This window comes from Streptomyces sp. NPDC030838 (assembly GCF_055572035.1).
In genome coordinates, this window is record NZ_JBVIED010000007.1 from 40263 (window position 1) to 61881 (window position 21619).

Genomic DNA, 21619 nt, shown 5'->3' on the forward strand with positions numbered 1-21619 from the left:
GCCGTTCGTCATGCAATTGCCACGGAGCTGAAATTCCCCATGCACGTTGCTGTTATTTCCCTCACCGTCTCGCCCCTCCGAATTTCAATGACTCCCCGCCTAGAATTTGGCCCGGACACGACACACGGAGGGGAGCGGTGACCGTGCGACGGGACTTCAAGGAGCCTGCCAGATGCCGCCCCGACCTGGTCATCGGCCGGGAGGAGCCGTTCACCGCGGCGCGTGAGCAGCTGGACCGCGGCGGCAGTGTGCTGCTCCACGGCCCCGCCGGAATAGGAAAGTCGACCGTGCTGCGGGCATTGGCCGCGGAATACGGCGCCACGGCCCGGACCGTGTTGCGCTGCTCGGCGACCGAGTCCGAATCCCATCTCCCCTTCCTCGCCCTCGCCGACCTGCTGGGCCTGGTCCTCGACGAGGTGTCCGGCCAGTTGCCCGCCACCCAGCGCACCGCGCTGGAGTCGGCGCTCACCGGCCGCGGCGAGTCCACCCTCCAGCGCGACGGACTCGCGCTGCGGCTCGCCGTGCTGTCGGCGCTGCGCGCGCTCGCCGCGGCGGGTCCCGTCCTCGTCGTCGCCGACGACCTCCAGTGGCTGGACCCGGCCAGCGCCGAACTGCTCGGCTTCGCCGCCCGCCGCCTCGGCGACACCCCGGTCCAGCTGCTGTGCGCGGTCCGTACCGAGGGCCAGGAGTACGACCGGCAGCTGCGGGCCGCCCCGCCCGACACCCTCGCGCTGCGCCTCGGCCCGCTCTCCCGCGCCCAGGTCTCCGCCCTGCTCGACCACCGCGGCTACACCGGGCTGCCCCGCTCCACGGTCCGGGACATCCACCGCACCAGCGGCGGCAACCCGCTGTTCGCGCTGGAACTGGGCCGCGCCCTCGCCGAGAACCCGACTCCGCCCCGGCCGGGCGAGCCGCTGCCGGTGCCGACCTCGCTGCGCGCCCTGGTGCTGAGCCGCCTCGAGATGCTGTCCGACGAGGCCCGGCACACCCTCCTCGTGGCCAGCGCGGGCGCCCGTCCCACGCTGGCCCTGCTGCACGCGACCGGCCGCGACAACGCCGAGGCGGAAACCGCGCGGGCCGCCGAACTCGGGCTGCTGGCCACCGAGTCGGAGGGTCCGGCCGTACGGTTCGCGCATCCGCTGATCTCGGCCGCGCTGTACGCGGAGGCGCCCGCGCACCAGCGGCGGGCCGCGCACGCCGCGCTGTCCGAGGCGGCCTCCGACCCGATCGAACGGGCCCGGCATCTCGCCCTGGCGACCATCGGCACCGACCCGGAGGTGGCGGCGCGGCTCGCCGAGGCCGCCGCGCTGGCCCGGGACCGCGGGGCGCCGTCGGTGGCGGCCTCGCTGGGGCTGCTCGCCGCCCGGCACACTCCCGCCGACGCCGTCCCGGCCGCCGACGAGCGGCGGTTGCAGGCCGCCGAGGACGCCATCACCGCCGGAGAGGTGGACCTCGCCCGGGACATCGCGCGGGAGGTGCTGTCCCGCGCCACTGTGCCCGCCGACCGGGTGCGCGCCTGGATGGTGGTGATCGAGGCGGCCGGGCAGGCCCTCGGGGAGGTCGACGCCGTCTTCCCGCAGGCGCTCGCCGACGCGGGCGACGACCCGCGGCTGCTCGCCCTGGTCCACTACCAGCTGGCCTGGCGCGGACTGGTCGTCGAGGGCGACTTCGCGGAGGGCCGGGAGGAGGCCGCGCACGCCGCCGAGCTGGCCGCGCGGGCCGGGGACCGGCGTACCGAGCTGCTGGCGCTCGCCTTCCAGGCGCAGGCCGAGACCCTGATGGGCCACCCGGACGCCCCGGCCACCATCCGGCGGGCGCTGGAGGAACCGCAGGACCCGCAGGTCGCCTGCCATCACAACGGGGCGGGCTCGACCCGGCTGCGCTGGCTGCTGATGAGCGACCAGCTGCCGGAGGCCCGCGCCACGGTCACCCGGCTGCTCAGCGAGGTGCGGCGGCGCGGCATGGTGGAGAGCGAGGTCCACTTCCTGCGCCTGCTCGCCGAGACCGAACTGCGCTCCGGGCACTGCGGGCGCGCCCTCGACCTGGCCCGCGAGAGCCTGCGCCTCGCCCGGGACTCGGGGATCGGCGAGGTCGCCTCCGCCCAGCTGACCTCCGTCGCGGAGGCGTCCGGCGGGGACGTCGACCGGGCGCTGGCGCTGGCCCGGGAGGCCGCCGAGCACGCGGAGGAGGACGGCGACCAGATCTACATGTCACGCGCCCTGGCCTCCCTCGGCTACGTCCAGCTGGTCGCCGGGGACGCTCCCGGCACCGTCCGGTCGCTGCGCCGGGTGTGGGAACTGGAGCAGGGCCTCGGGGTGACGGATCCGGCCCGCGGGCGCTGGCACGGCGACCTCGCGGAGGCGCTGGTGCGGATCGGGGAGATCGCCGAGGCGCAGGACGTCGTCGACGTCACCCGGGAGCAGGCGCTGCGGCTGGGCCGGGAGAGCGTGCTCGCGGTACTGGACCGGGCCGAGGCCCTGGTGCGGGCGGCGCGCGGGGACCACGAGGGCGCGATCGCCCGGCTGACGTCGGTGCAGGACCGGCTCGCCAAGCTGGGGTACGGGCTGGAGGAGGCCCGGGCCGCCTTCGTACTCGCCCGGCTGCGCAGCACGGGACGGCCGGGGCGGACGTCGTACGACGAGGCGGCGCGGCTGTTCCGGCGGTGCCGGGCGCTGCCCTGGCTGCGGCAGGTGGAGGCGGCGGCCGCGCTGCCGGAACCGCCGCCGGTCCCGGCGTCCGCTCCCGCGCCGGCGCCGGCCGCGCTGGACGGGCTCGCGTCGATGGAGCGTCAGGTCGCCGCGCTGGTCATGGAGGGCGCCACCAACCGGGAGATCGCGGCGCGGCTGTTCATCAGCGTCAAGACGGTCGAGGCGACCCTGACCCGGGTCTACCGCAAGCTGGGGATCCGCTCCCGGGTGGACATCGTGCGGCTGGCGGCGGGGCGACGTACGAGCTGAGGCGCGCGTGCAGGTCTAGTGGGCCCGACCGAGGGTTTTCCCTGCACCAACTCCCTTAGGGGGTTCCCTCATTGGGAGGTCGGCGCCCCGCCTCCTAGCGTGGGGACGTGCCGCTCGCCGGGCATACGGAGGTCCGTCCGAGACCCCCGTGCACTACCCCCCACACCCGCGCGACCCCCCACCGGCAACCCCCTGAGGAGACTCATGTTCGGGCTCACCCGTGCGAGAAAGACCGCCGTCGCCATCGCGGCCACCGCCGCCGCGGCCGCGACCGCGCTGACCGCCGCGCCCTCCGCCGTCGCCGCGCCCCAGCCCATCGTGGGCGGCACCACGACCACGACGAGCCAGTACCCGTTCATGATGCAGATCACCGACGCCTCGCAGAACCAGTTCTGCGGCGGCACGCTGGTCTCGCCGACGAAGGTCGTCACCGCCGCGCACTGCATGGTCGGCGAGACCACCAGCAGCGTCCGCGTGGTCGGCGGCCGCACCTACCTGAACGGCACCAACGGCACCGTCGCGCGGGTAAGCAAGATCTGGATCCACCCGAACTACACCACCGCCACCCGCGGTGAGGACGTGGCGGTGCTGACGCTGTCGACGTCGATGCCGTACACCACGGCGAAGTACGTCTCGTCGACCGACACCTCCGTCTACGCGGCCGGCACCACCGCCCGCGTGCTCGGCTGGGGCACCACGTCGCAGAACGGCAGCTCCTCCAACCAGCTGCGCACCGCGACCGTCCCGATCGTCTCCGACTCCAGCTGCAGCGGCAGTTACGGCTCCGACTACGTCGCGAGCGAGATGGTGTGCGCCGGATACTCCTCCGGCGGCGTGGACACCTGCCAGGGCGACAGCGGCGGTCCCCTGCTTGTCGGGGGCGTCCTGGCAGGGATCACTTCCTGGGGCGAGGGTTGCGCCCAGGCCGGTTACCCGGGTGTCTACACCCGGCTGACCACCTTCTCCAGCCTGGTGACCGCGCAGGTCAACTCGTAACCGGGAGAAGCTTCTGAGGGCACCCCTCAGTTGAGTACCAGGGGGCGTTGCGGGCCTCCACGAGCGGCCCGCAACGCCCCCTTTCCATGTCCCCGGCCGACCCTCTTGAATGGACGGTCACAGCCCATGCGCACACGAGGGTGGGGAACATGGACATGGTGCCCGCCGACCGGCTCCTGGCCTTCGCGGCGATGTCGGTCCTGGTGGTGCTGATCCCGGGGCCGAGCGTGCTGTTCGTGATCGGACGGGCACTGGCCCACGGCCGCCGCACCGCCGTGGCGACCGCGATCGGCAATGTCTTCGGCTCGTATCTGCTGGTCGTGGCCGTCGCGGTGGGCGTGGGCTCGCTGGTCGAACGGTCCGTCGTCGTCTATACGGCGGTGAAACTGGCCGGCGCGGCCTATCTGGTGTTCCTGGGCGTGCAGGCGTTCCGGCACCGCGCCGAGCTGAAGGTGACGGCGGCGGGTCGCGGGAGCCCCGCGCGCGGCGATCTGCGGACGGTCGTCGACGGGGTCCTGGTCGGGGTCACCAACCCCAAGGGGGTGGTGTTCTTCGCCGCGGTGCTCCCCCAGTTCGTGGACCAGGCAGCCGGTCATGTCGTGGCGCAGATGCTGCTGCTCGGCCTGGTGCCGATCTCCATCGGCCTGGTGACGGACACGTTGTGGGGCCTGACCGCGTCGGCGGCCCGCACCTGGTTCGCGCGGTCGGAGCGCCGCCTGTCGCTGATCGGCGGCGCCGGTGGCTGCACGCTGGTCGGTCTCGGGGTGACCGTGGCGGTGACCGGGCGCGCGGAGTGACGGTCAGGGGATGACGGTCCCGAACCGGATGTCGTACGACCCGCCCGGATACAGCACCCGCAGCACCCGCTCCGCCTCCGCCCCCACTTCCTCCCGCTGGACCTCGCTCAGCTCGCCGAAGGCTTCGATGACGAGGGCGTCGTCGTACAGCCGCCACACGCCCGCGAGGAAACCGTCGACGAGGAGCGGGCAGTAGAAGGTGTTCGCCTGCCAGGTGCGGCCGCGGGTCGCGGGCGGGATGACCCGGGTGCGGTCGGCGTGGGACAGCAGCAGGTTGTCGAACTCGGGCAGCAGGCGCGGCGGGGCCGGGGTGTCCGGGTCGGGGCGCGGGGCGTCGGGCAGGTCGAAGAGTTCGACGCCGTTCGGGTCGCGGAAGGTGACGAGGGACGGCCGCAGGCGTTCGAAGACGGGACGCGTCCGGGTCAGCCCGGCCCAGGTCTGGAAGTCCTTCACGGAGGCCGGGCCGAAGGCGGCGAGGTAGCGCAGGACGACCGTGTCGGGGGAAGCGGGCGGCTCGGCGGGGCGGCCCAGCCAGTGTTCGACGGTGGTGAGAGCGACCTGGCCGCTCCTGCCCCACAGTCCGCGCGGCGTGACCTGGACGAGCGGGAGGGTGCAGCGGGCGGCGACGGCCAGGGCCTGCGGATCGGCGTCCGGCCACTCGGCGAGCAGGGCCTCGCGCAGCTGCTTCATGGTGCGCGGCTCGTCCTCGACGAGGGCGCGGGCGAGGGCGGCGAGCCGCTGAAGATCGACGCCGACGAGACCGTCGCGGAACGTCTTCATGCTCAGCTCACGGTCCCTGGCGGGCTGCACCAGCGGCCGCAGGGTGAGGCTGTCGTCGGCGGTGTGCAGATGGATGGTGGAGCGCAGGGTGACGATCCGCACGGCCTCCCGGTCGGCCAGCAGCCCGGACAGTTCCTCGGGGGTGAAGCCGTCGAGGCGGGCGGCCAGCGCGTAGTAGGGCGGCCTGACCTCCTGCGCCTGGAGCCCGACGAGGTGCTCCACGGCCGCCTTGGCGGACATCGGCGAGCGCCGCAGCAGCAGCTGCCGGGCGAGGGTGGCCCGGTTGAGGGCGCGGGTGGTGAGCACGGGGGCGGTCGCGGCGGGCTGGGCCTTCGTCCTGGTCATGGGCGGCACGCTAGCGGGGGATGCGGACAGGTAGGGTCCGCGATGCGGCAGCCTGCCCGCCCGCCCCGGCCCGGTGGGTGCCGTTTGCCCCGTATATCCTGCTGGACGACCCACCCAATGCAGGCGATCACCAGCCGGACGCAGGGAGGTGCCCCTCATCGCCGCGAAAGATCCCGCGAAAGACTCCACGAAAGACTCTGCGAAGGACTCCGTAAAAGCCTCCGCGCAGGACTCCGGCAACGGACGAAGCCCACGGCGGCCGGTGTGGCGCCGCGCGACACCCCCGTCCCGCCCGCCGCGAACCCCCGCGACCGCGACCTCGCACGAGCCCGCACCGCGACCGCCCGCCGAGCCCGCCGGCATCGTCCAGGCGGCCCTCTACCAGGACGGCGTCCGCGTCTCCTCCCCCGCCACCCTCGCCGAGACCTACCGCGCCCTGCGTACCCAGCCCTCAGGCATGGCCTGGATCGGTCTGGCCCGCCCCACCGAGCGCGAGCTCCTCTCCCTCGCCGAGGAGTTCGATCTCCACCCGCTCGCCGTCGAGGACGCGATGGAGGCCCACCAGCGCCCCAAGCTGGAGCGCTACGGCGACACGCTCTTCGTCGTCCTCCGGGCGGCCCGCTACCTGGACGCGCCCGAGGAGGTCGACTTCGCCGAACTCCACGTCTTCGTCGGCCCCGACTTCGTCATCACCGTCCGCCACGGCGCCGCGCCCGGCCTGTCCGCCGTGCGCCGCCGCATGGAGGAGACCCCGGAGCTGCTGAAGCTCGGCCCCGAGGCGGTCCTGTACGCGATTCTGGACGCGGTGGTCGACGGCTACGCCCCGGTCGTCGCCGGCGTCCAGAACGACATCGACGAGATCGAGACGGAGGTCTTCCGCGGCCACCCGGAGGTCTCCCGCCGCATCTACGAACTCTCCCGCGAGATGGTCGAGTTCCAGCGCGCCACCCGTCCCCTGGTGGGCATGCTGCACGGCCTGATGGCGGGCTTCTCCAAGTACGGCACCGACGAGGAACTCCAGCGCTACCTGCGGGACGTCGCCGACCACGTCACGCACATCAGCGAACGCGTCGACGGCTTCCGCCAGGCCCTCACCGAGATCCTCACCGTGAACGCCACCCTCGTCACCCAGCAGCAGAACGCGGAGATGCGGGCGCTGGCGGAGGCGGGGTTCGAGCAGAACGAGGAGATCAAGAAGATCTCGTCATGGGCGGCCATTCTCTTTGCACCTACGTTGGTGGGAACCATCTACGGGATGAACTTCGACGCGATGCCTGAGCTGGACTGGGGCTTCGGCTACCCGTTCGCAATCTTGCTGATGGCAGTCGTGTGCACGAGCCTGTACTTCATCTTCAAGCGGCGGGACTGGCTATAGAAGTCGAGCCGGACACTCCGATCAGATTCGCATTCGCGAATGCTTTGGAACGGCCTTTCTGGCCCTCTGGGGAGAATCTGGGGAGAATGGGCTGCGCGGCTGCCCAAGTCGCTTCTCCCCGCGCCGGCCCTGTTCAACGTCTACCGGCGCAGCCACCCTCATCGGCACACGGCTACGCAACGTAACGAAAACGGGTGGCACAGCGTGTGCTGTGCCACCCGTTCTCTCACGTGAGGGCGAGATCCTCTGGGACGTACTCGGGAACCACGCCGAGTAGTGCGTCGACGGCCGCTCGCCCCTTGCCGCCCGCCTCGGGCATGAAGTGGGCATAGTGGTCGAGGGTGATGGTCGGGCTGGAGTGACCGAGCCATCGGGCGAGCGTGACGACGGACTCGCCGGCTTCGAGGATGATCGAGGCATAGGTGTGTCGGAGTACGTGGAAGCCGTCCTTGCGAGATGCCTTCCAGCGTTGCCCCTTCTCTCGCATGGGGATGACGCCGGCCTTCGCGAGCGCGGGCTTCCAGACCTCGACATTGAAGATGTTGGCGCGGATCGCATAGCCGTACGTCGTGGTCAGGACGAGCGGGAACGTCTGCCTCTCCCGCTCGGGCTCCGGGCCGCCCCAGGGCAGCTCGACCTCGACGGCCGGGTACTGCAGAAGATAGGCGGCCAGCTCGGCGGCGACCGACGGAGGCATGTCGACGATGCGCGTCTTCCCGCCCTTGGGAAGGGTGAAGTACAAGCGACCATTGAGAAGTTGAACCTGGCGGCGGACACGGATGAGGCCGCGCTCAAAGTCGACGTCTTCCGGTGAGAGGCCGAAGACCTCGCCCTGGCGAAGCCCGCACCCGAGGGCGACCACGACAGCAATCCGGTACCGCGGGTTGATGACATCCCGTACCCGCCGCGCGGTCTCCAGCGGCCATTTCCGCCGGAATGAGGCCGGGGAATGCCCCGGCGAAAGCACGGCGCTGTCCGCTCCAAGTCCACCGCCAAGCAGCCGGTGCGAACGGGATCAATAGTCCACACGATCGCCGGTTTGGCTAACCGGCGATCGTCGGCTATGTTGCGCGCCGCATCCGATGGGCCAGCAGCATTTCCGGCTGGCCGCAGTCAGGAAGCCAGTCGGTACGACCGCAGGGCCGGAGTCGCGTCATCTGCGACGAGCAGCAGGCCGTCATCCGTGAGGCGGTCAAGGTTGCGCGTCACCAGGCGCTCGGGGACTCCTGTGGCCCGGGCCACGTGCCGCGTTGTAGCTCCAGGGTGTGCAGCAACGTGCGCGAGGACGGCACGGTCACGACGGTAGCTTCGTTGCAGTAGGTCCTCGCCGAACAGGCCGGCCGCACAGACGCAGACGCACAGACCGGTGGAGACCGCGCCGTAGTCACCCGCCGCCTGACCGGACCAAGCGTTCATTGCGCCGAGGACAAAGAGGACGGGTGAAGTGAAGCGAGCGGATCGAATAGCGGAATCAGACAGATGGGCCTCCAAGTAGGGACCACGCCAGCGAAGCAGCTTCATGCGGTGCGGGTTTCCGAGTCAGTTCAACCCTGGCCGCAGCCGAGTAGCTGCTTCATCTGCCCTGGTGTTTTCGGGACGTTGTACGTTGACATGGTCCCGGCGGAGGTTCCAGTCTTTGGAGGTTCCTTCTTGTCTGCCGTGGGCGAATGCTCATTTTCGACCGGCGGGGCGTCCTCGCCTCGGACCTGCTGAGACGAAAGGGATGTGTCGAGACCGGCGCGGTGAAGCCGTCCCATAACTTGTCGGTCAAGACGACGAGGGGCGTCCCCTGGCTCTCGCCGTGGGCCGCCGTGGGAGAACCCTGGCAGCGTGCCGCGAGGGCGCTGCACAGTCGCCGCTCGTCCTGATCTGCGCTCCGCGTTCGTTGCGCTCGTACGTACGCCGCTCGTTCTTCTCGATCTTCCGAGCGACCTCCGATTCGAGGTCCAGCCCGTTCATCTCCGCCACGGCAGTCAGGTAGAGGAAAACATCGGCCAACTCTTCTCCGAGGCCGGGAAGACCCTTCCGCCAGGCGGTAAAGGCTTCGCCGACTCGGCCGTCAGGAGTCCGAACTCCAGGGCCACATCAGTGGTGTTGAAGCCATTAACGAGCTTGTTCTCCCAGGCGAGCCTTTAGGCGGATGAGATGTCCACGACTCCTCCGGAGCGGTACAGCGGGTGCTGCCGCAGCCTAGTACTCCAGCAGCGTTTCGGTGTCAGTGCTGGTCAGGGTGGTGTTTATGGCCCTGTGGGCGGTCGGCGGCACCCCGTGCTGTCAGGCCCGATTCCCATGCCCAGGCGGCGATGCCGACCCGGTTGCGGACCCCCAGTTTCCCTTGGATGTTGGCGAGATGGGTTTTCACCGTGCCGGGTGTGACGAACAGCCGTGCCCCGATCTCCGCGTTCGTCAGGCCCTGTGCGACCAGGTGGGTGATCTCCCGTTCGCGGCTTGTCAGCGGGTCCGGGGACGGGTCCGGGGCCGGGTCCGGGGCCGGGGTGGATTGGGATGGTGAGGTGATGTGCTGGAGGAGGCGGACGGTGATCTGGGGGCTGATCAGGGTGTCGCCGGCCATCGCTGCGCGTACCGCCTCGATCAGCAGCGTGGGGCCCGAGCGTTTCAGCAGGAAGCCGCAGGCGCCGTGGCGTAGCGCGGTGTGGACGTATGCGTCGAGGTCGAAGGTGGTGACGACCACGACCCGGGTGGTCGCGGCGAGTTGGCGGGTGACCTCGAGGCCGTCGAGGCGTGGCATCCGGATGTCGGCGAGGACGACGTCTGGGCGCAGGGTCCGGGCGAGGCCGACGGCGGTGGCGCCGTCCGCGGCCTCACCGACCACGGTCATGTCGGGCTGTGAGTCGAGTATCAGCCGGAAGCCGCTGCGGATGTCCTCCTGGTCGTCGGCGATCAGGATGCGGGTCGTCGTCATGCCGTGTCTCCAGTGGCGGGGAGGGTGACGGTGAGGCACCAGGTGCCGTCGCGCCGGGTGGTGTGGAGGGTCCCGTTCATGGCGCGGACGCGTTCGGTGAGGGCGAGAAGCCCCGTCCCGCCGGTCCCACCGTGCTCGCGCGTACGGGCATGGCTGCGGCCGGTGTCATTGGTGACGCTCAGCCGGACGGTCTTGTCGGCGAGCATGAGGGCCACCTCGACGCCGGTTGCGTCGGGGGCGTGGCGGCGGACGTTCGTCAGTGCCTCCGTCACGACGCGGTAGACCGTGGCGGCGGCCTCGCGGGACAGGGCGGTCTCCACTCCGGGGGCGATGTCGATGCGGGCCCGAGTGCGGCCTGTCTCGTCGAACCGCCTGACGAGTTCGGCGAGTTGGCCCGTGCCTGGGAGGGCCGTGCTGGCGGCCTCGTGGCCCGACTCGCGCAGCATGTGGACCGTACGGTCGATCGAGGCCAGCGCCGCGAGGCCGGCCCGCTCGATCCGTTCCAGTGCCCCGGCCACCGCCTCCGGACGCTGTTCGGCCACGAAGCGGGCGGCCTGGGCCTGTGCCACGATGCCGCTGATGTCGTGGGCGACGAAGTCATGGAGCTCGTGGGCGAGTTCGAGCTGCTGGCTGTAGCGGGCTTCCCGGACGGCCTGGCGCCTGCGGCGTTCCATCAGCCGGGGGTATCCGCCCACGACGGCTGCCCCGAGGGTGGGCAGGAACCAGAAGGCGCCCATACCGACCCGTTCGTAGATCGACGCGGCCGGCACCAGCGGCTGGGGCCACAGCGTGAGCGCCACCGCCGCAAGGCCGATGCCCACGGCTGCCTCCCGGCGCGGCGCCCACCGGAACGCGGCCGCCTGCAGCACCACGAGCGCCGTCGCCGCCGCGAAGAGCGGAACGGACTCGTCCTGCGTGGCGCCCGGGGCCCATCCGAAGGTGACAGCGATCAGTACGGCCGCGGCCAGCGCGGCCGCCCGCCCCGCCCAGGCGCCTACCACCACGACCACCGGGCCGCCTCTCATCGCCGATTCCCTCCCCACAGGTCCGACGGGTTCCGCCGGTTCCGCCGGAGTCCAGCTTATGGACCAGGATCCGGGCGCTGCCTCTGCCGATCGGCAGAGGCAGGACCTTCCGTACGGCCGGAGATCTGCCGGTCGACCGATGGTCGCGGACACGCCCCGCCCCGGAAGCTGATCACGTCAACGAGGCCATACGCCCAACAGGCGTCAGAACAAAGGATGTTCAGCATGCGCTACGTAGGGACGACGGTGGGTGGCGCGCTCGCCACGGCAGTGACGCTCGGACTGCTCGCGGGGACCGCCACCGCCGGCACACCCACCACGGAGTCCACGAAACTCAAGAAGGCCAAGGAGTCCAGCCTGACCGGCTCGGCCACGATGGACCGGGGAAAGAACGGCGAACGCGTGGCCTTCTCCTTCGACGCCCACGGCTTCGCCCCCACCGACGTCGGCGGCACCTCACGCGGCACCTTCCGCTTCAGCCACCACTCCCCCGACGGCGAGCAAGGCGCCACCTTCGAAGGCCGGATCGACTGCCTCCTGACCGGCGGCCCGGTCGCTACCGCCACCGGGATCATCACGCGCTCCGACCACCCCGACGGCCGGGTCATCGGCAAGCGGGTCGGCTTCACCGTGTACGACAACGGCAGGCGCGACCAGGTCGGTTACAGCTGGGCGGTCGGCGAAATTCCCAAGATGAACGTGCCCCAGTGCCTGAGCGCCGCGCCGTACGAGACCGTCCAGAGCGGCGACTTCACGGTGCGGCACGTCCTCCCGCCCACCCCCGGTACGGAGCGCGAGCGATGACCTCCATGACGACCACGCCGAGCACGACGACCGTGGCGAGAACGGCGACCACGGCGACTGCGGTTCCGCCCCGCTGGGTGGTCCGGCTCGCGCACATCACCGCGCTCACCCCGCTGCCCAGCGGCCTGTGGCGGATCGCGGCGGCGCTGGGTATCCCGGTGGGCTTCACGGGCGACAACCCGATGGCCACGGTCACGTTCGGCAGCTCGTTCTCGCTCTACATGATCGCCCTGACCCTGTTCGCCGAGTCCGTCGGACTGCTGGCACTCGGTCTGGTCCAGCGCTGGGGCGAGGTCTTCCCCCGCTGGATCCCGCTCATCGGCGGTCGGCACGTACCGACGGCGGTGGCCGTGATCCCGGCCGGGCTGGGGGCGAGCGCACTCACCGTCCTGTGCCTGGCGGGCGCGTTCGGCTGGAACGCTGCGGACACCATGGGCCACCCGGACTCACCGGACGGCATCGCCTACTGGATCATGACCGTCTGCTATCTGCCCCTGGTGGCCTGGGGGCCACTGCTCGCGGTCGTGACCGGGCACTACTGGCTACGACGTCACCGGGCCGGCCGACTGTACCAGGACCAGCACTGATACCGAAACGCTGCTGGAGTACTAGGGTCTGTTTGATGGGTCAGTGACGAGCCGGGCTGCCGCTCCTTTAGGGGCAGTGTGGGGAGGGTGATCTCACCGATTCTGAATGGGCCCGGCTTGAGCCGCACTTGCCGAAGAACGTCGGTCGGGGCGGGCGATGGAAGGACCACCGGCAGGTCACCAATGGGATCTTGTTCCGCATACGGACCGGCATCCCGTGGCGCGACCTTCCAAGAAGGTTCGGGAGCTGGCAGACCTGCTATGACCGGCACCGGCGCTGGTCCGCGGACGGCACATGGGAGAGTATCCTCCGGGCCGTCCAGGCCGATGCCGACGCGGAAGGCCGCATCGACTGGTCCATGGTGAGCGTGGACTCGACCGTGTGCCGGGCTCACCAGCATGCCGCCGGTGCACGCGAGCAGGCGCTGCGGAAACCCGGCAAGCGCACCCGGCCCGCGCAGCACCGTCCAGATGAAGCCCTTGGCCGGTCACGTGGCGGGCTGACGACCAAGATCCACTTGGCAAGTGAGGGTGGACTGCGGCCGTTGGCCATGCTGATCACGCCAGGGCAATGGGGCGATGCCCCGCAGATGATCCCGGTCTTGGAACACATTCGCCTGCCCCGTCCAGCCGGCGGCCATCCCCGCACCCGGCCGGACCATCTGAGCGGAGACAAAGCGTACTCATCACGCCGCAACCGCCACTACCTGCGGCGTCGGCAGATCAAGCACACCATCCCGGAACGCCGTGACCAGCAGGCCCACCGCCGACGCCGTGGCAGCTACGGCGGCAGGCCCACCAGCTTTGACCCGGCACGCTATGCCCGCAGGAACGAAGTCGAGCGGCTGATCAACCGGTTGAAGATCAACCGTGCGGTGTCCACGCGCTTCGACAAGAGGGCGTACGTCTTTCACGGCACCGTGGCCGTCGCATCCGTTCGCCTCTGGCTGCGCGCATGACTGCCAGAGCGAACTCAGCCCTTCTTCTGTTTGTACAGTTCGAGGTTCCTGTTCACGAACAGATGCACATAGCCGCAGTTCCAGCAGATCAGGCCGGTTGCCGACTCGTTCGCCCAGCCCAGGTTCATGAACTCCATGCCGGAGCTGTTGAGCTTCACCTCACGGTCCCTGAACAGGTCACCTTGACAGAAGTTGCACTTGATCCACACGCCCCCGAGAGCCGCGCGAACAGGTTTGGCCATGTCTCCACCTTTCCTAGGAGCCGCCGGAGTGGTGCATCCGTCTCGCACACAAACTGCGTGGCGGCAGCGTTATCAGGCCCCCGAACAGGGCCATGCCACCGCATCAGCCCAGTGACTACGCGATCACGAAGACGGCGGTGGCGCGCTGTTGGAATCAGGCGATGCCTGGCCGGCGCTGGGTGTGGCGGCGTCCGGTGAGGAACCAGAGCAGGCTCCCGAGGAAGGGGGCTATGAGGGCGAAAACGAGCCAGACCAGCTTCATGCCTCCGGTGAGGTCGGACCTGACGATGCTGCGCAGAGTGCCGAAGAACAACGCGAGGGCGCCCAGGAGCACAGCAGCTCCTGCGGAGGCGATCATGATGTCGCCCGTAGGGGCAAGGGCCATCTGGTGTGCGAGCTGGGTCTGCATCATTCATTCCTCTTGCTGGTGGGGGGGATTCTCAGGGCGCCCGGGTCGGGCAGCCTCGGTTGATGGCGGTCCGGCTGTTTCAGGATGCCGACTGCGTCATAGGTGAGCCTCTGTCACGACGGGCGCCCTGCGGACTTCAGCAGATGGACGCCGGCGGCGGCCGGGAGCGCCAGGACGCCCAGGAGGACCGGGATGAACGCTCCGAGGCCGAAGTTCAGCGTGCCCGCGGCGATCAGCCACTGCGTCACCAGGAACAGCGGCGGCACGAGGCCGGCCGCCGTCCCGATCGCCTTGTCCCGGTTACGCCACTGCGGCGCGGTCCACAGCCACCAGAGCGCGCCGATCAGGACGGGGCCGCCCAGCAGGGGGGCGAAGACCGTCAGGGGGCCGGTCGCCGCCAGCAGTCCCAGCAGGGCGAGGGTGCGTCCTCGGCTCACTTGCGGAGCAGGGGGCTCGTCGCCGAGTGCGGTTGCCGCGATGGTGCGCGGGTCACCGAGGCGGGCGAGCACGGTGCGGATCTCGTCACCGCCGGATGCGGACTGTTCCGCGAGTGTCACGGCGATGTGCTCCTCCAGGTCGGCCAGCAGCTCGTTGCGGCGTTCCGGGCTGAGTCCGGCCGTCTCACGCGCCACGGTGGCCAGGTAACTCTTCACCAGCGGGTGCTCGGTGATCGTCACGATGGTCTCCTGTCAGTCGGTGATGAAGTGGTCGACCGCGTCACGGAAGTGCGGCCAGATGGCGGTGAACTCCTTCAGCGCCTTATGCCCCGAGGGCGTCAGCTCGTAGTAGCGCCGCGGGGGCCCGCTGGGGGACTCCTGCCAGCGGGTCTCCACCAGGCCGTCACGGCGCAGCCGCGACAGCAGGGGGTAGATGGTCCCCTGGCTTGTGGCCATGACGTTCACCGCGCCGAGGGTTTCGAGCAGTTCAACGCCGTAGCGCGGGCCGTCCCGCAGGATCGCAAGCACGCAGTACTCCAGCACCCCCTTGCGGAGCTGGCTCTCCGCCTTGCCCGCGACGGGCTTACCTGCGATGTCAGGTTCCATGCATTGCACAGTACCTGGTTATCTCTAGAAGTCCAAAGGTGATGTCGGTGCACCCGGGATGCGGCCCTCGCGCTCAAGCCCCGCCGCCTGGGACGCCCACGGGGACGACGCCGCCCCCGTCACGTCTGCACCTGGCCGAACCGTGGGAGAACGTGCCACTCGGGCTGTACGGCACCGTGCTGACACGCACCACCTCGCCGCGCATGCCTGGCGGATCTCGGTTCACCCACGCGGGTAGCTTGCGACGCGGGACATGGAGCCGACAGCACAGTGACCCGCCGGACAGGGCCTAGTCGACAGCCCGACATATCGCCGTCAAGGGCGGGAAGCTACGCCGAGGGCGGGAAGACGGAGGGGAGGGACGCCCCGGCGATCTCGGCAAGGGCATCGAGCAGAGGCAAAAGTCCGACGAGTCGGCCGGCAGACTGGTCCTCCCAGGAGGTAACGGCGTCGCGTACGCGCTGCACCAGCTCGGAATGAGAGCGATTCAACACCACGTGATGTTGGTCTAGTTGGTGGAAAACGTCATCGACGTCTCCGAGCGTCGCGGGCTGGACAGCGGCCGGAACCTGGCCCAAGGTCTGGCTTTCAACGAGGTTGTGCAGCGACACGTAAAGCGCCCACGCTGCCTGTCGAGCCTCCTGGTCCTCGTCCATGCCTGTCACCTTACGCCCGCGCATGTTCGGCCAGCAGGAGTGCGGCCACGCCCCCGGCCTCGGTGATCCTGCCGGATCGAATCGCCTCGATGGCGTCGTCCAGCCTGCACGGCTGCACCGTCATGCCGACCTCGGTCTCATCGCGTCGGGACCAACCAAAGCCCTGAATCTCCGGCCGTGAATCCGTCGACGCCGCTCCAATGTTGAACCTGAAGCCCCTCAAGACGCTTAGGCGGCTTCACAGTTCCCTCACCCGATCGTCACGCAACCGTGCACAACCGTGTCCATCGCCACATTCACCGCATCCAGTTCGTGACGTGCGCCCCGATTGATGACCTTGCCGCGCCAGGTCAAGCGCTCCTAGAACAGCAGTGCGACGAATCGCAACCGATCAGCCTCGCCCAGGGGGAACATACGGGCGGGGCCAGAAGGGAAACTTCTCTTGTTAGGAAGCCCCCAAAAGAAGCCGCATCCTGTCGAAACTCGCCTTCGGCGCTTGCTCGATCCTGCTCCTGGGATCCGGAAACGTGGCAGCAGCCGATAGCGGCAACGGCACTCCCGACTGGGACTACGCACCGTCCGCCCGGCCCGCGGCAGGCCCGGAGACCCTCACCAAGGCCAACAACAACCGGCCCGTCTCAGGCAAGAACCTCGAGGCCGGCCCACCGTCCGCCAAAGACTCGGCTGGCGTGTGGCAGGTCAATCGCACCACCGTCACACTGCGCAACACCGTCACCGACGCTGACGGCGACGCGGCCAATCTGACCTTCCAGCTCTACACGACAGACGCCGCCGGCAACCCGAAGGACCAGGTCAAACTCACCGACCCTGACACCGGCCAACCCGCCGCGTACGGTGTGATCGTGTCCGATTTCGTGGCCTCCGGCGGAAGGGCGCAGGTCACCATCAGGTACGGCGACCTGAGGCCGAACACCACCTACGCCTTCCGCACCAGCGCCTACGACGGCAGCCTGTACGAGGCCAACTGGTCGTCATGGGCGAAGTTTCACACCCGCGCCCGGGCGGTGAATATCACCCTGCCCGTCGAACCGAAGAAGGACGCTCCGGCGCTCAACCAGGACGACTTCCAGAAGCCGCAGAAGATCGCTCAGCCCTCCATGGCCGCAGTCGACCCGACCGATCCACCCATCGGCCGAAGCGCCAAAGATGGCTGGAACTGCGGCAAGCTGAACAAGGAAACGGGGATTCAGCCCTGTTCGCGGCTGGTGCCGGGACGACAGCAAGAAGATCCGCGACGCCCTCACCAAGGGGGCGAACGGAGTGAAGGCGCCGCTGCCTCCCCTGGTCGACTGGTGCGCGAACCTCAGCGGCTCACACATCAAGCGCTATGAGGCGTGCATCGGCAGCTTCACCTACGAGTACGAGGGCATCGTCGTCAAGGACGGCAAGCCCACCGGCGAGATCCTGAATGCTTCCTGGGCGGTCGGCCAAGAGGTGAAACTATCGGGGACGTCGGCGACGTTCACACAGCAACTTGTGCTCGTGCCGGTGGCAATCGACGCCAAGTTCGGGTCGGTGACGCTCAACGTGGAGTTCGACTGCCTCCTCGCCGACCGGTGCACCAACAGCTCGCAGTCGTGGAACGGGGCGCTGGTGTGGACGGGGGCGGATCCGTTCTCGCACTCGGCCACCGGGAAGATAGATCACACTTGGAACGCGGCTAACAACGCGGACAAGTTGGACCTGTCCACGAAGATCACCGCCTACTCGCCGGTGGCGAATCCGGCCGCGACGCGGTGGCAGGCCGGTAGTGCGCAGATCCGCTGCGACAAGATTTCCTCCACCACGCCGGGTTGCACCTTCTACAAGTACATCCCGACGTGGGTGATGAACTTCGACAAGACACCGCCAGCCGTCGCGCACGCGTGGCTGATCCAGGCCAAGCTGCCTAACCACCCCGGCAGCAGGGCAGCCAAGAAGCCGCTGTTCTACCTGCCTGCCGCATCGAAGAACGCGCCCGGCCGCGACCCGGACGACAATCGCAAGGTGATCTGCCCTGACGGGTGGGCGGCCACTTACGGCAACCCAGACGCCACCACCGTTCCCGAGATCAGCTCGGGCGACAAGGCGTCGTGCGACGAGTTCGCCTACGCTTCTACCTACAACTCCGGCGGCATGCCCGCCGGCATGGGCGGCATGAACGAGGTCGACACCGGCAACGACTGCGTGCAGACCTATGCCACCCGGGTCAAGCAGGGCGAATGGCGCCTGTACGACGATATCCGGGAGGCTGCTCCGACGTGGACGGAGGTGTGTGGTCGCTCGGCCATGTCGGGATGGATCAACTCCACATCGATGGGTGGAGCGTTCAGCTCGGGCTTCTCGACCAAGTACCGGTTGCTGGACAAGGACCCGTACTGGGTGGACTTCCCCCAGTTCGCGCACTGCGATGCGGCCAAGGCGACGGTGACCTGCACGGTACCCAAGCCGTAACTGGTTGCTGACCACTGGTGGGGCACAGCACCGGGTTCTCGCTGTGCCCCACCAGCCCCACGTTGCGTACGGAAGGAGAAAGCTGCGATGCCCGACAACCTTGCATGGCTCGCCGATGCGTGGCACAGCGCGAACCTGAACGCCACCGACCTGTACATCACCTGCGCTCGCGGCCTCAGCCCTCAGCAGCTGGCTGAACGCATGGCCGACCATGAGCCTGTCGAGATCGGGCCTGCCCTCACCATCCAGGAAGCGTCCCGCATGGTCGACCTGGCGCAGATCTACTGCGTCGGCCGCATCGGCCAGAGCGGCGACTGGTCGTTCATCGTGGAGTCCGGGGGCAGCGAAGGCTGGTCGCTCGATCCGGCAGTGTCCCGCGACGGCGCCGAGGTGCTGATCTTCGATCCACGGCCGGACGATCCGCCCTCCTTCTTCAGGTACCTCGCCGACGGTGAGCTGCAGCTGCACTTCGAGTTGGGCTTCGGCTACGACCCCGCCGGAGCCCAACCTGACCTGCTGCGTCCTGCGCTGGAAGCGGCCGGAGTCATCCCGCCGGAAGACGGCATCGATACAACCTCAGCTGTCAGGCCGTCGCCATGGGCATAGCCCGTGTCGACGGCGTGCTACGGGGATCACTCTTTGAAGCGTCGCAAGCGCGGCTTGGGCCACGTCCCCACTGTCTTTGCCGAACCGGACGTGCAGCTTCCCGAAGTTGCCCAGGTCGGGACTGAAGTCCCGGTGTCGGGCATGACGGTCTCGTTGATCCACGGGCCCAGGCGTCGCCAAATGAGGCAGCGAAGTAGTTCCGGCCGGAAGAGCGGGTCGTCCTCAGCATCGGAGATGCGGAACACATAACTCTGGCCGTGTTGCCGGGCGGCCGGTTGTACTCCTCGATCAGCTGCTCGACATCCGATCCGGGCATGGATGACGCCCTGGTACTGCATCGGTGCTTGCTCTGAGTGCTGGTCAGTTTCAGGGGCTGTGTCCGCGTCGTTTGTCGTGGCTGATGCGGGCTTGGTGTTGGCGCCTCCGGCGCCAGGATGACCAGTGCAGGATGCGGTCGGCGGGTGGGGGCCGGCGGTCGGCGAGGCGAGTGATCAGGCGTCTGATCTCGGCGAGGCTGAGGTGGATGAGCTGGGAGTATCCGTTTCTGCTTTCTTCGCGTCCAGCTCTCGGGCCGCAGGACAGTCAGGCAGGCGTGGGCGGCCATCGCCAGGGTCATGTGGCGGTGCCAGCCTGGGTAGCGGCGGATCTGGTAGTCGTCCAGGCCGCACTTCTGCGTCGCGGTCTGGAAGCATTCCTCAACAGCCCACCGGCTGCCCGCGATCCGAATCAGCTCGTCCAGCGTGGTCCCGGCCGCGCAGTAGGCAATGCAGTAGGAGATCTCCTCGGGCCTGCTCACGCTGCGGCGGGCGAGAACCCAGTGCCGCCGGTCGGGCCGGTGCCAGGGCCGCATCTCGACGCGGGCCTAGTAGTGCTTCGTTACGTCGAGTGATCTCGCCTGGTGGTTGGCATCTTTGTGGTGTGAAGCTGGGGGAGGTGGAACGGCTCCGGGGTGAGTTAGGGGAGTTCGTTGCCGATGTTTTCGGGTCGTTGCCGCGGCGGGATCAGCGGCGGTGGGGTGAGTGTTATCTGCGGGGTCTGATGCTGGACGGCCGGCGCAAGTCGATACAGCCGATGGCCGAGCGGCTGCCGGACGGCAACATGCAGGCACTGCAGCAGTTCGTGAACCAGTCGCCGTGGGATCCGCTGCCGGTGCGGCGGCGGATCGCCGAGCGGTTGTGCGAGGCGATCCGCCCTGAGGTGTGGGTCGTCGATGATGTGTCGTTCCCCAAGTGCGGCACCGCTTCGGCCGGGGTGGCCCGGCAGTACTGCGGAGCGTTGGGCAAGCGGGCGAACTGCCAGGTCGCGGTCAGCGTGCATGCGGCCACCGATGCGGCATCGTGCCCGCTGGAGTGGGAGCTGTTCCTGCCCGAGGAATGGACACATGACGACGGTCGGCGCCGGCGGGCCGGGATTCCCGAGGAGGTCGGGCATGTGTCCAAGACCCGTCTGGCTCTGGGACTGCTGGACCGCCTGGCCGCGCAGGGCCTGACCGTGCCGGCGATCGTGGCCGATGCCGGTTACGGCCGCAGCGTCTCCTTCCGGCTCGCGCTGGAGGAACGCGGCTGGTCCTACGTCATGGCCGTCGACCCGAAAGAGATCGCACGGCCTGCCGACGCAGAGCCGTATCAACCCGCTTACGGCGGGCTGGGCCCGCCGACCCTGCCCCGATACCGCGAGGCGCCCCGCCCACTGCCGGGCCTCGTTGCTGAGGCCGCCGTGTTCGAGGAGGTCACGTGGCGGCAGGGCAGCAAGGGCACGATGACCTCGCACTTTGCCGTGCTCCAAGTGCGGCCCTCGGCCAAGGAAGCCTCCCGGACCGCCCAGGAACAGGCCGGCGGACGCAGCCGGTGGGACGGGGTTCTGCCGCTGCGGACCCCCAAGATGCTCGCCCTGAACCCCACCAGCCTCCACGTCGGCCACGGCACCCGCTGGAACCCGACCGGGTCCGCCGCTGGGCGGACCGGGAACACCGGCGCCTGTCCCGGCTCGACGCGGCGGGGCGGCTCCCCGTCCGTACGGAGAACAGGGTGCCCCGGTAGAGGGATCACACCCAGGGGTCAGGCTCTACGGGCCACAGCGGTGATCGCCGCCGTGACGGTTCTGTGCAGCTGCCGGGCGTCCGCTCCGGCGCGGGAGCGCAGGTTCACGCCGTGCGCCAGGAGGGCCAGGACGTCGGCGGCGGAGTCCGGGTCGGCGTCCTCAGCGAGCTGTCGCTGCCGCTGTGCCGACAGGAGTGCGGTGTGGAGGGCGGTGCGCAGGCGCTGGTGCTGGCGTTCGAGGATGGCGCGGACGGCGGGGTCGCCGTTCTCGGTGCCCGCGTGCGCGTTGGAGATCATGCAGCCCCATCCGGCGAACTCGCCCGTGCAGCGGGTCTCGATCAGCCCGGCGAAGAACTCGGTGACGGCCGGCAGTCCGCGGTCGTCCTCCTCGAGCCGGCCGGGCCGTGACCGGTCCTGGACGTACCGTTCGAGGGCCGCGCGGTACAACTCCTGTTTGCCGCCGAAGGTCGCGTACAGGCTGGAGCGGTTGAGCCCGGTGGCGTTGACGATGTCCTGGATCCCGGTGGTCGCCACGCCCTGCCGCCAGAACAGTCGGACCACCGTCTCCAGGGTCGCGTCCGGATCGAAGTGCTTGACGTCCGCCATGCCCCATCACCTCATC

At 69.4% G+C, this 21619-nt stretch carries 20 protein-coding genes and 3 pseudogenes; 11 read left to right on the plus strand and 12 right to left on the minus strand.

Going from position 1 to position 21619, the window contains the following annotated elements; translation table 11 throughout:
- Positions 1-137: 137 nt before the first annotated feature.
- The 3 genes from ACZ42A_RS19665 (at position 138) to ACZ42A_RS19675 (ending at position 4750) form a co-directional block, all read left to right on the plus strand.
- Entirely contained in the window at positions 138-2957 is a 2820-nt protein-coding gene (locus ACZ42A_RS19665) for a helix-turn-helix transcriptional regulator (protein WP_468528501.1), read from the plus strand.
- 204 nt (positions 2958-3161) lie between these two features.
- Positions 3162-3953 (plus strand): S1 family peptidase, encoded by a 792-nt coding sequence (locus tag ACZ42A_RS19670; protein ID WP_468528502.1) that lies wholly within the window; start codon positions 3162-3164, stop codon positions 3951-3953.
- A 155-nt stretch (positions 3954-4108) separates the two neighbouring features.
- Entirely contained in the window at positions 4109-4750 is a 642-nt protein-coding gene (locus ACZ42A_RS19675) for a LysE family translocator (protein WP_468528773.1), read from the plus strand.
- Between the two features lie 3 nt (positions 4751-4753).
- Here the strand turns inward: ACZ42A_RS19675 and ACZ42A_RS19680 are convergent, their stop codons facing one another.
- On the minus strand, positions 4754-5875 hold the full coding sequence (locus ACZ42A_RS19680; protein ID WP_468528503.1) for a winged helix DNA-binding domain-containing protein: 1122 nt from the start codon (positions 5873-5875) through the stop codon (positions 4754-4756).
- Positions 5876-6137: 262 nt separating this feature from the next.
- Here ACZ42A_RS19680 and ACZ42A_RS19685 point away from each other — a divergent pair, with 262 nt between their 5' ends.
- Complete coding sequence (locus ACZ42A_RS19685; protein ID WP_468528504.1) at positions 6138-7250, plus strand: magnesium and cobalt transport protein CorA; 1113 nt, start codon at positions 6138-6140, stop codon at positions 7248-7250.
- Positions 7251-7476: 226 nt separating this feature from the next.
- Here the strand turns inward: ACZ42A_RS19685 and ACZ42A_RS19690 are convergent, their stop codons facing one another.
- From ACZ42A_RS19690 to ACZ42A_RS19705, 4 genes are all read right to left on the minus strand, one after another.
- The gene (locus tag ACZ42A_RS19690) at positions 7477-8217 is read right to left on the minus strand and encodes a site-specific integrase (RefSeq protein WP_468528505.1); all 741 of its coding nucleotides are present in this window, start codon (positions 8215-8217) and stop codon (positions 7477-7479) included.
- Positions 8218-8363: 146 nt separating this feature from the next.
- Entirely contained in the window at positions 8364-8771 is a 408-nt protein-coding gene (locus tag ACZ42A_RS19695) for a MarR family transcriptional regulator (RefSeq protein ID WP_468528506.1), read from the minus strand.
- Between the two features lie 694 nt (positions 8772-9465).
- On the minus strand, positions 9466-10173 hold the full coding sequence (locus tag ACZ42A_RS19700; RefSeq protein ID WP_468528507.1) for a response regulator: 708 nt from the start codon (positions 10171-10173) through the stop codon (positions 9466-9468).
- Positions 10170-11198: a sensor histidine kinase gene (locus ACZ42A_RS19705; protein ID WP_468528508.1), complete on the minus strand. Its 1029-nt coding sequence runs from the start codon at positions 11196-11198 to the stop codon at positions 10170-10172. The genes ACZ42A_RS19700 and ACZ42A_RS19705 overlap by 4 nt, the downstream gene beginning before the upstream one ends.
- A 225-nt stretch (positions 11199-11423) precedes the next feature.
- Here ACZ42A_RS19705 and ACZ42A_RS19710 point away from each other — a divergent pair, with 225 nt between their 5' ends.
- The 3 genes and pseudogenes from ACZ42A_RS19710 to ACZ42A_RS19720 all read left to right on the plus strand — a co-directional run.
- Positions 11424-12002 (plus strand): hypothetical protein, encoded by a 579-nt coding sequence (locus ACZ42A_RS19710; RefSeq protein WP_468528509.1) that lies wholly within the window; start codon positions 11424-11426, stop codon positions 12000-12002.
- Positions 11999-12589 carry a hypothetical protein gene (locus ACZ42A_RS19715; protein WP_468528510.1) on the plus strand — a complete coding sequence of 197 codons (591 nt, stop codon included), beginning with the start codon at positions 11999-12001 and terminating at the stop codon, positions 12587-12589. Before ACZ42A_RS19710 ends, ACZ42A_RS19715 begins: the two co-directional genes overlap by 4 nt.
- Positions 12590-12669: 80 nt before the next feature.
- Positions 12670-13548, plus strand: a pseudogene (locus ACZ42A_RS19720) (IS5 family transposase); the annotation flags it as partial.
- 14 nt (positions 13549-13562) lie between these two features.
- On the opposite strand, the gene ACZ42A_RS19725 reads toward ACZ42A_RS19720, so the two are convergent.
- From ACZ42A_RS19725 to ACZ42A_RS19745, 5 genes are all read right to left on the minus strand, one after another.
- Positions 13563-13790: a hypothetical protein gene (locus ACZ42A_RS19725; RefSeq protein WP_468528511.1), complete on the minus strand. Its 228-nt coding sequence runs from the start codon at positions 13788-13790 to the stop codon at positions 13563-13565.
- A gap of 154 nt (positions 13791-13944) precedes the next feature.
- On the minus strand, positions 13945-14202 hold the full coding sequence (locus ACZ42A_RS19730) for a PLD nuclease N-terminal domain-containing protein (protein WP_468528512.1): 258 nt from the start codon (positions 14200-14202) through the stop codon (positions 13945-13947).
- Positions 14203-14312: 110 nt separating this feature from the next.
- Complete coding sequence (locus tag ACZ42A_RS19735) at positions 14313-14876, minus strand: HAAS signaling domain-containing protein (protein ID WP_468528513.1); 564 nt, start codon at positions 14874-14876, stop codon at positions 14313-14315.
- A 12-nt stretch (positions 14877-14888) separates the two neighbouring features.
- Positions 14889-15242 carry a PadR family transcriptional regulator gene (locus ACZ42A_RS19740; protein WP_468528514.1) on the minus strand — a complete coding sequence of 118 codons (354 nt, stop codon included), beginning with the start codon at positions 15240-15242 and terminating at the stop codon, positions 14889-14891.
- A 329-nt stretch (positions 15243-15571) separates the two neighbouring features.
- The gene (locus ACZ42A_RS19745; protein WP_468528515.1) at positions 15572-15898 is read right to left on the minus strand and encodes a GNAT family protein; all 327 of its coding nucleotides are present in this window, start codon (positions 15896-15898) and stop codon (positions 15572-15574) included.
- Positions 15899-16425: 527 nt separating this feature from the next.
- On the opposite strand from ACZ42A_RS19745, the gene ACZ42A_RS19750 reads away from it, so the two are divergent.
- The 3 genes from ACZ42A_RS19750 (at position 16426) to ACZ42A_RS19760 (ending at position 18958) form a co-directional block, all read left to right on the plus strand.
- The gene (locus ACZ42A_RS19750) at positions 16426-17250 is read left to right on the plus strand and encodes a hypothetical protein (RefSeq protein ID WP_468528516.1); all 825 of its coding nucleotides are present in this window, start codon (positions 16426-16428) and stop codon (positions 17248-17250) included.
- On the plus strand, positions 17180-18352 hold the full coding sequence (locus ACZ42A_RS19755) for a hypothetical protein (RefSeq protein ID WP_468528517.1): 1173 nt from the start codon (positions 17180-17182) through the stop codon (positions 18350-18352). Before ACZ42A_RS19750 ends, ACZ42A_RS19755 begins: the two co-directional genes overlap by 71 nt.
- An 87-nt stretch (positions 18353-18439) precedes the next feature.
- Complete coding sequence (locus tag ACZ42A_RS19760) at positions 18440-18958, plus strand: DUF6461 domain-containing protein (protein WP_468528518.1); 519 nt, start codon at positions 18440-18442, stop codon at positions 18956-18958.
- A gap of 491 nt (positions 18959-19449) precedes the next feature.
- Here ACZ42A_RS19760 and ACZ42A_RS19765 read toward each other — a convergent pair.
- Positions 19450-19820 (minus strand): annotated as a pseudogene (locus ACZ42A_RS19765) (IS701 family transposase); the annotation flags it as partial.
- A gap of 56 nt (positions 19821-19876) precedes the next feature.
- Here ACZ42A_RS19765 and ACZ42A_RS19770 point away from each other — a divergent pair.
- A pseudogene (locus ACZ42A_RS19770) lies at positions 19877-20824 on the plus strand (IS701 family transposase); the annotation flags it as partial.
- A gap of 191 nt (positions 20825-21015) precedes the next feature.
- Here ACZ42A_RS19770 and ACZ42A_RS19775 read toward each other — a convergent pair.
- A complete protein-coding gene (locus ACZ42A_RS19775) occupies positions 21016-21603 on the minus strand; it encodes a TetR/AcrR family transcriptional regulator (RefSeq protein ID WP_468528519.1) in 588 nt (195 codons plus the stop codon).
- Between the last annotated feature and the right edge of the window lie 16 nt (positions 21604-21619).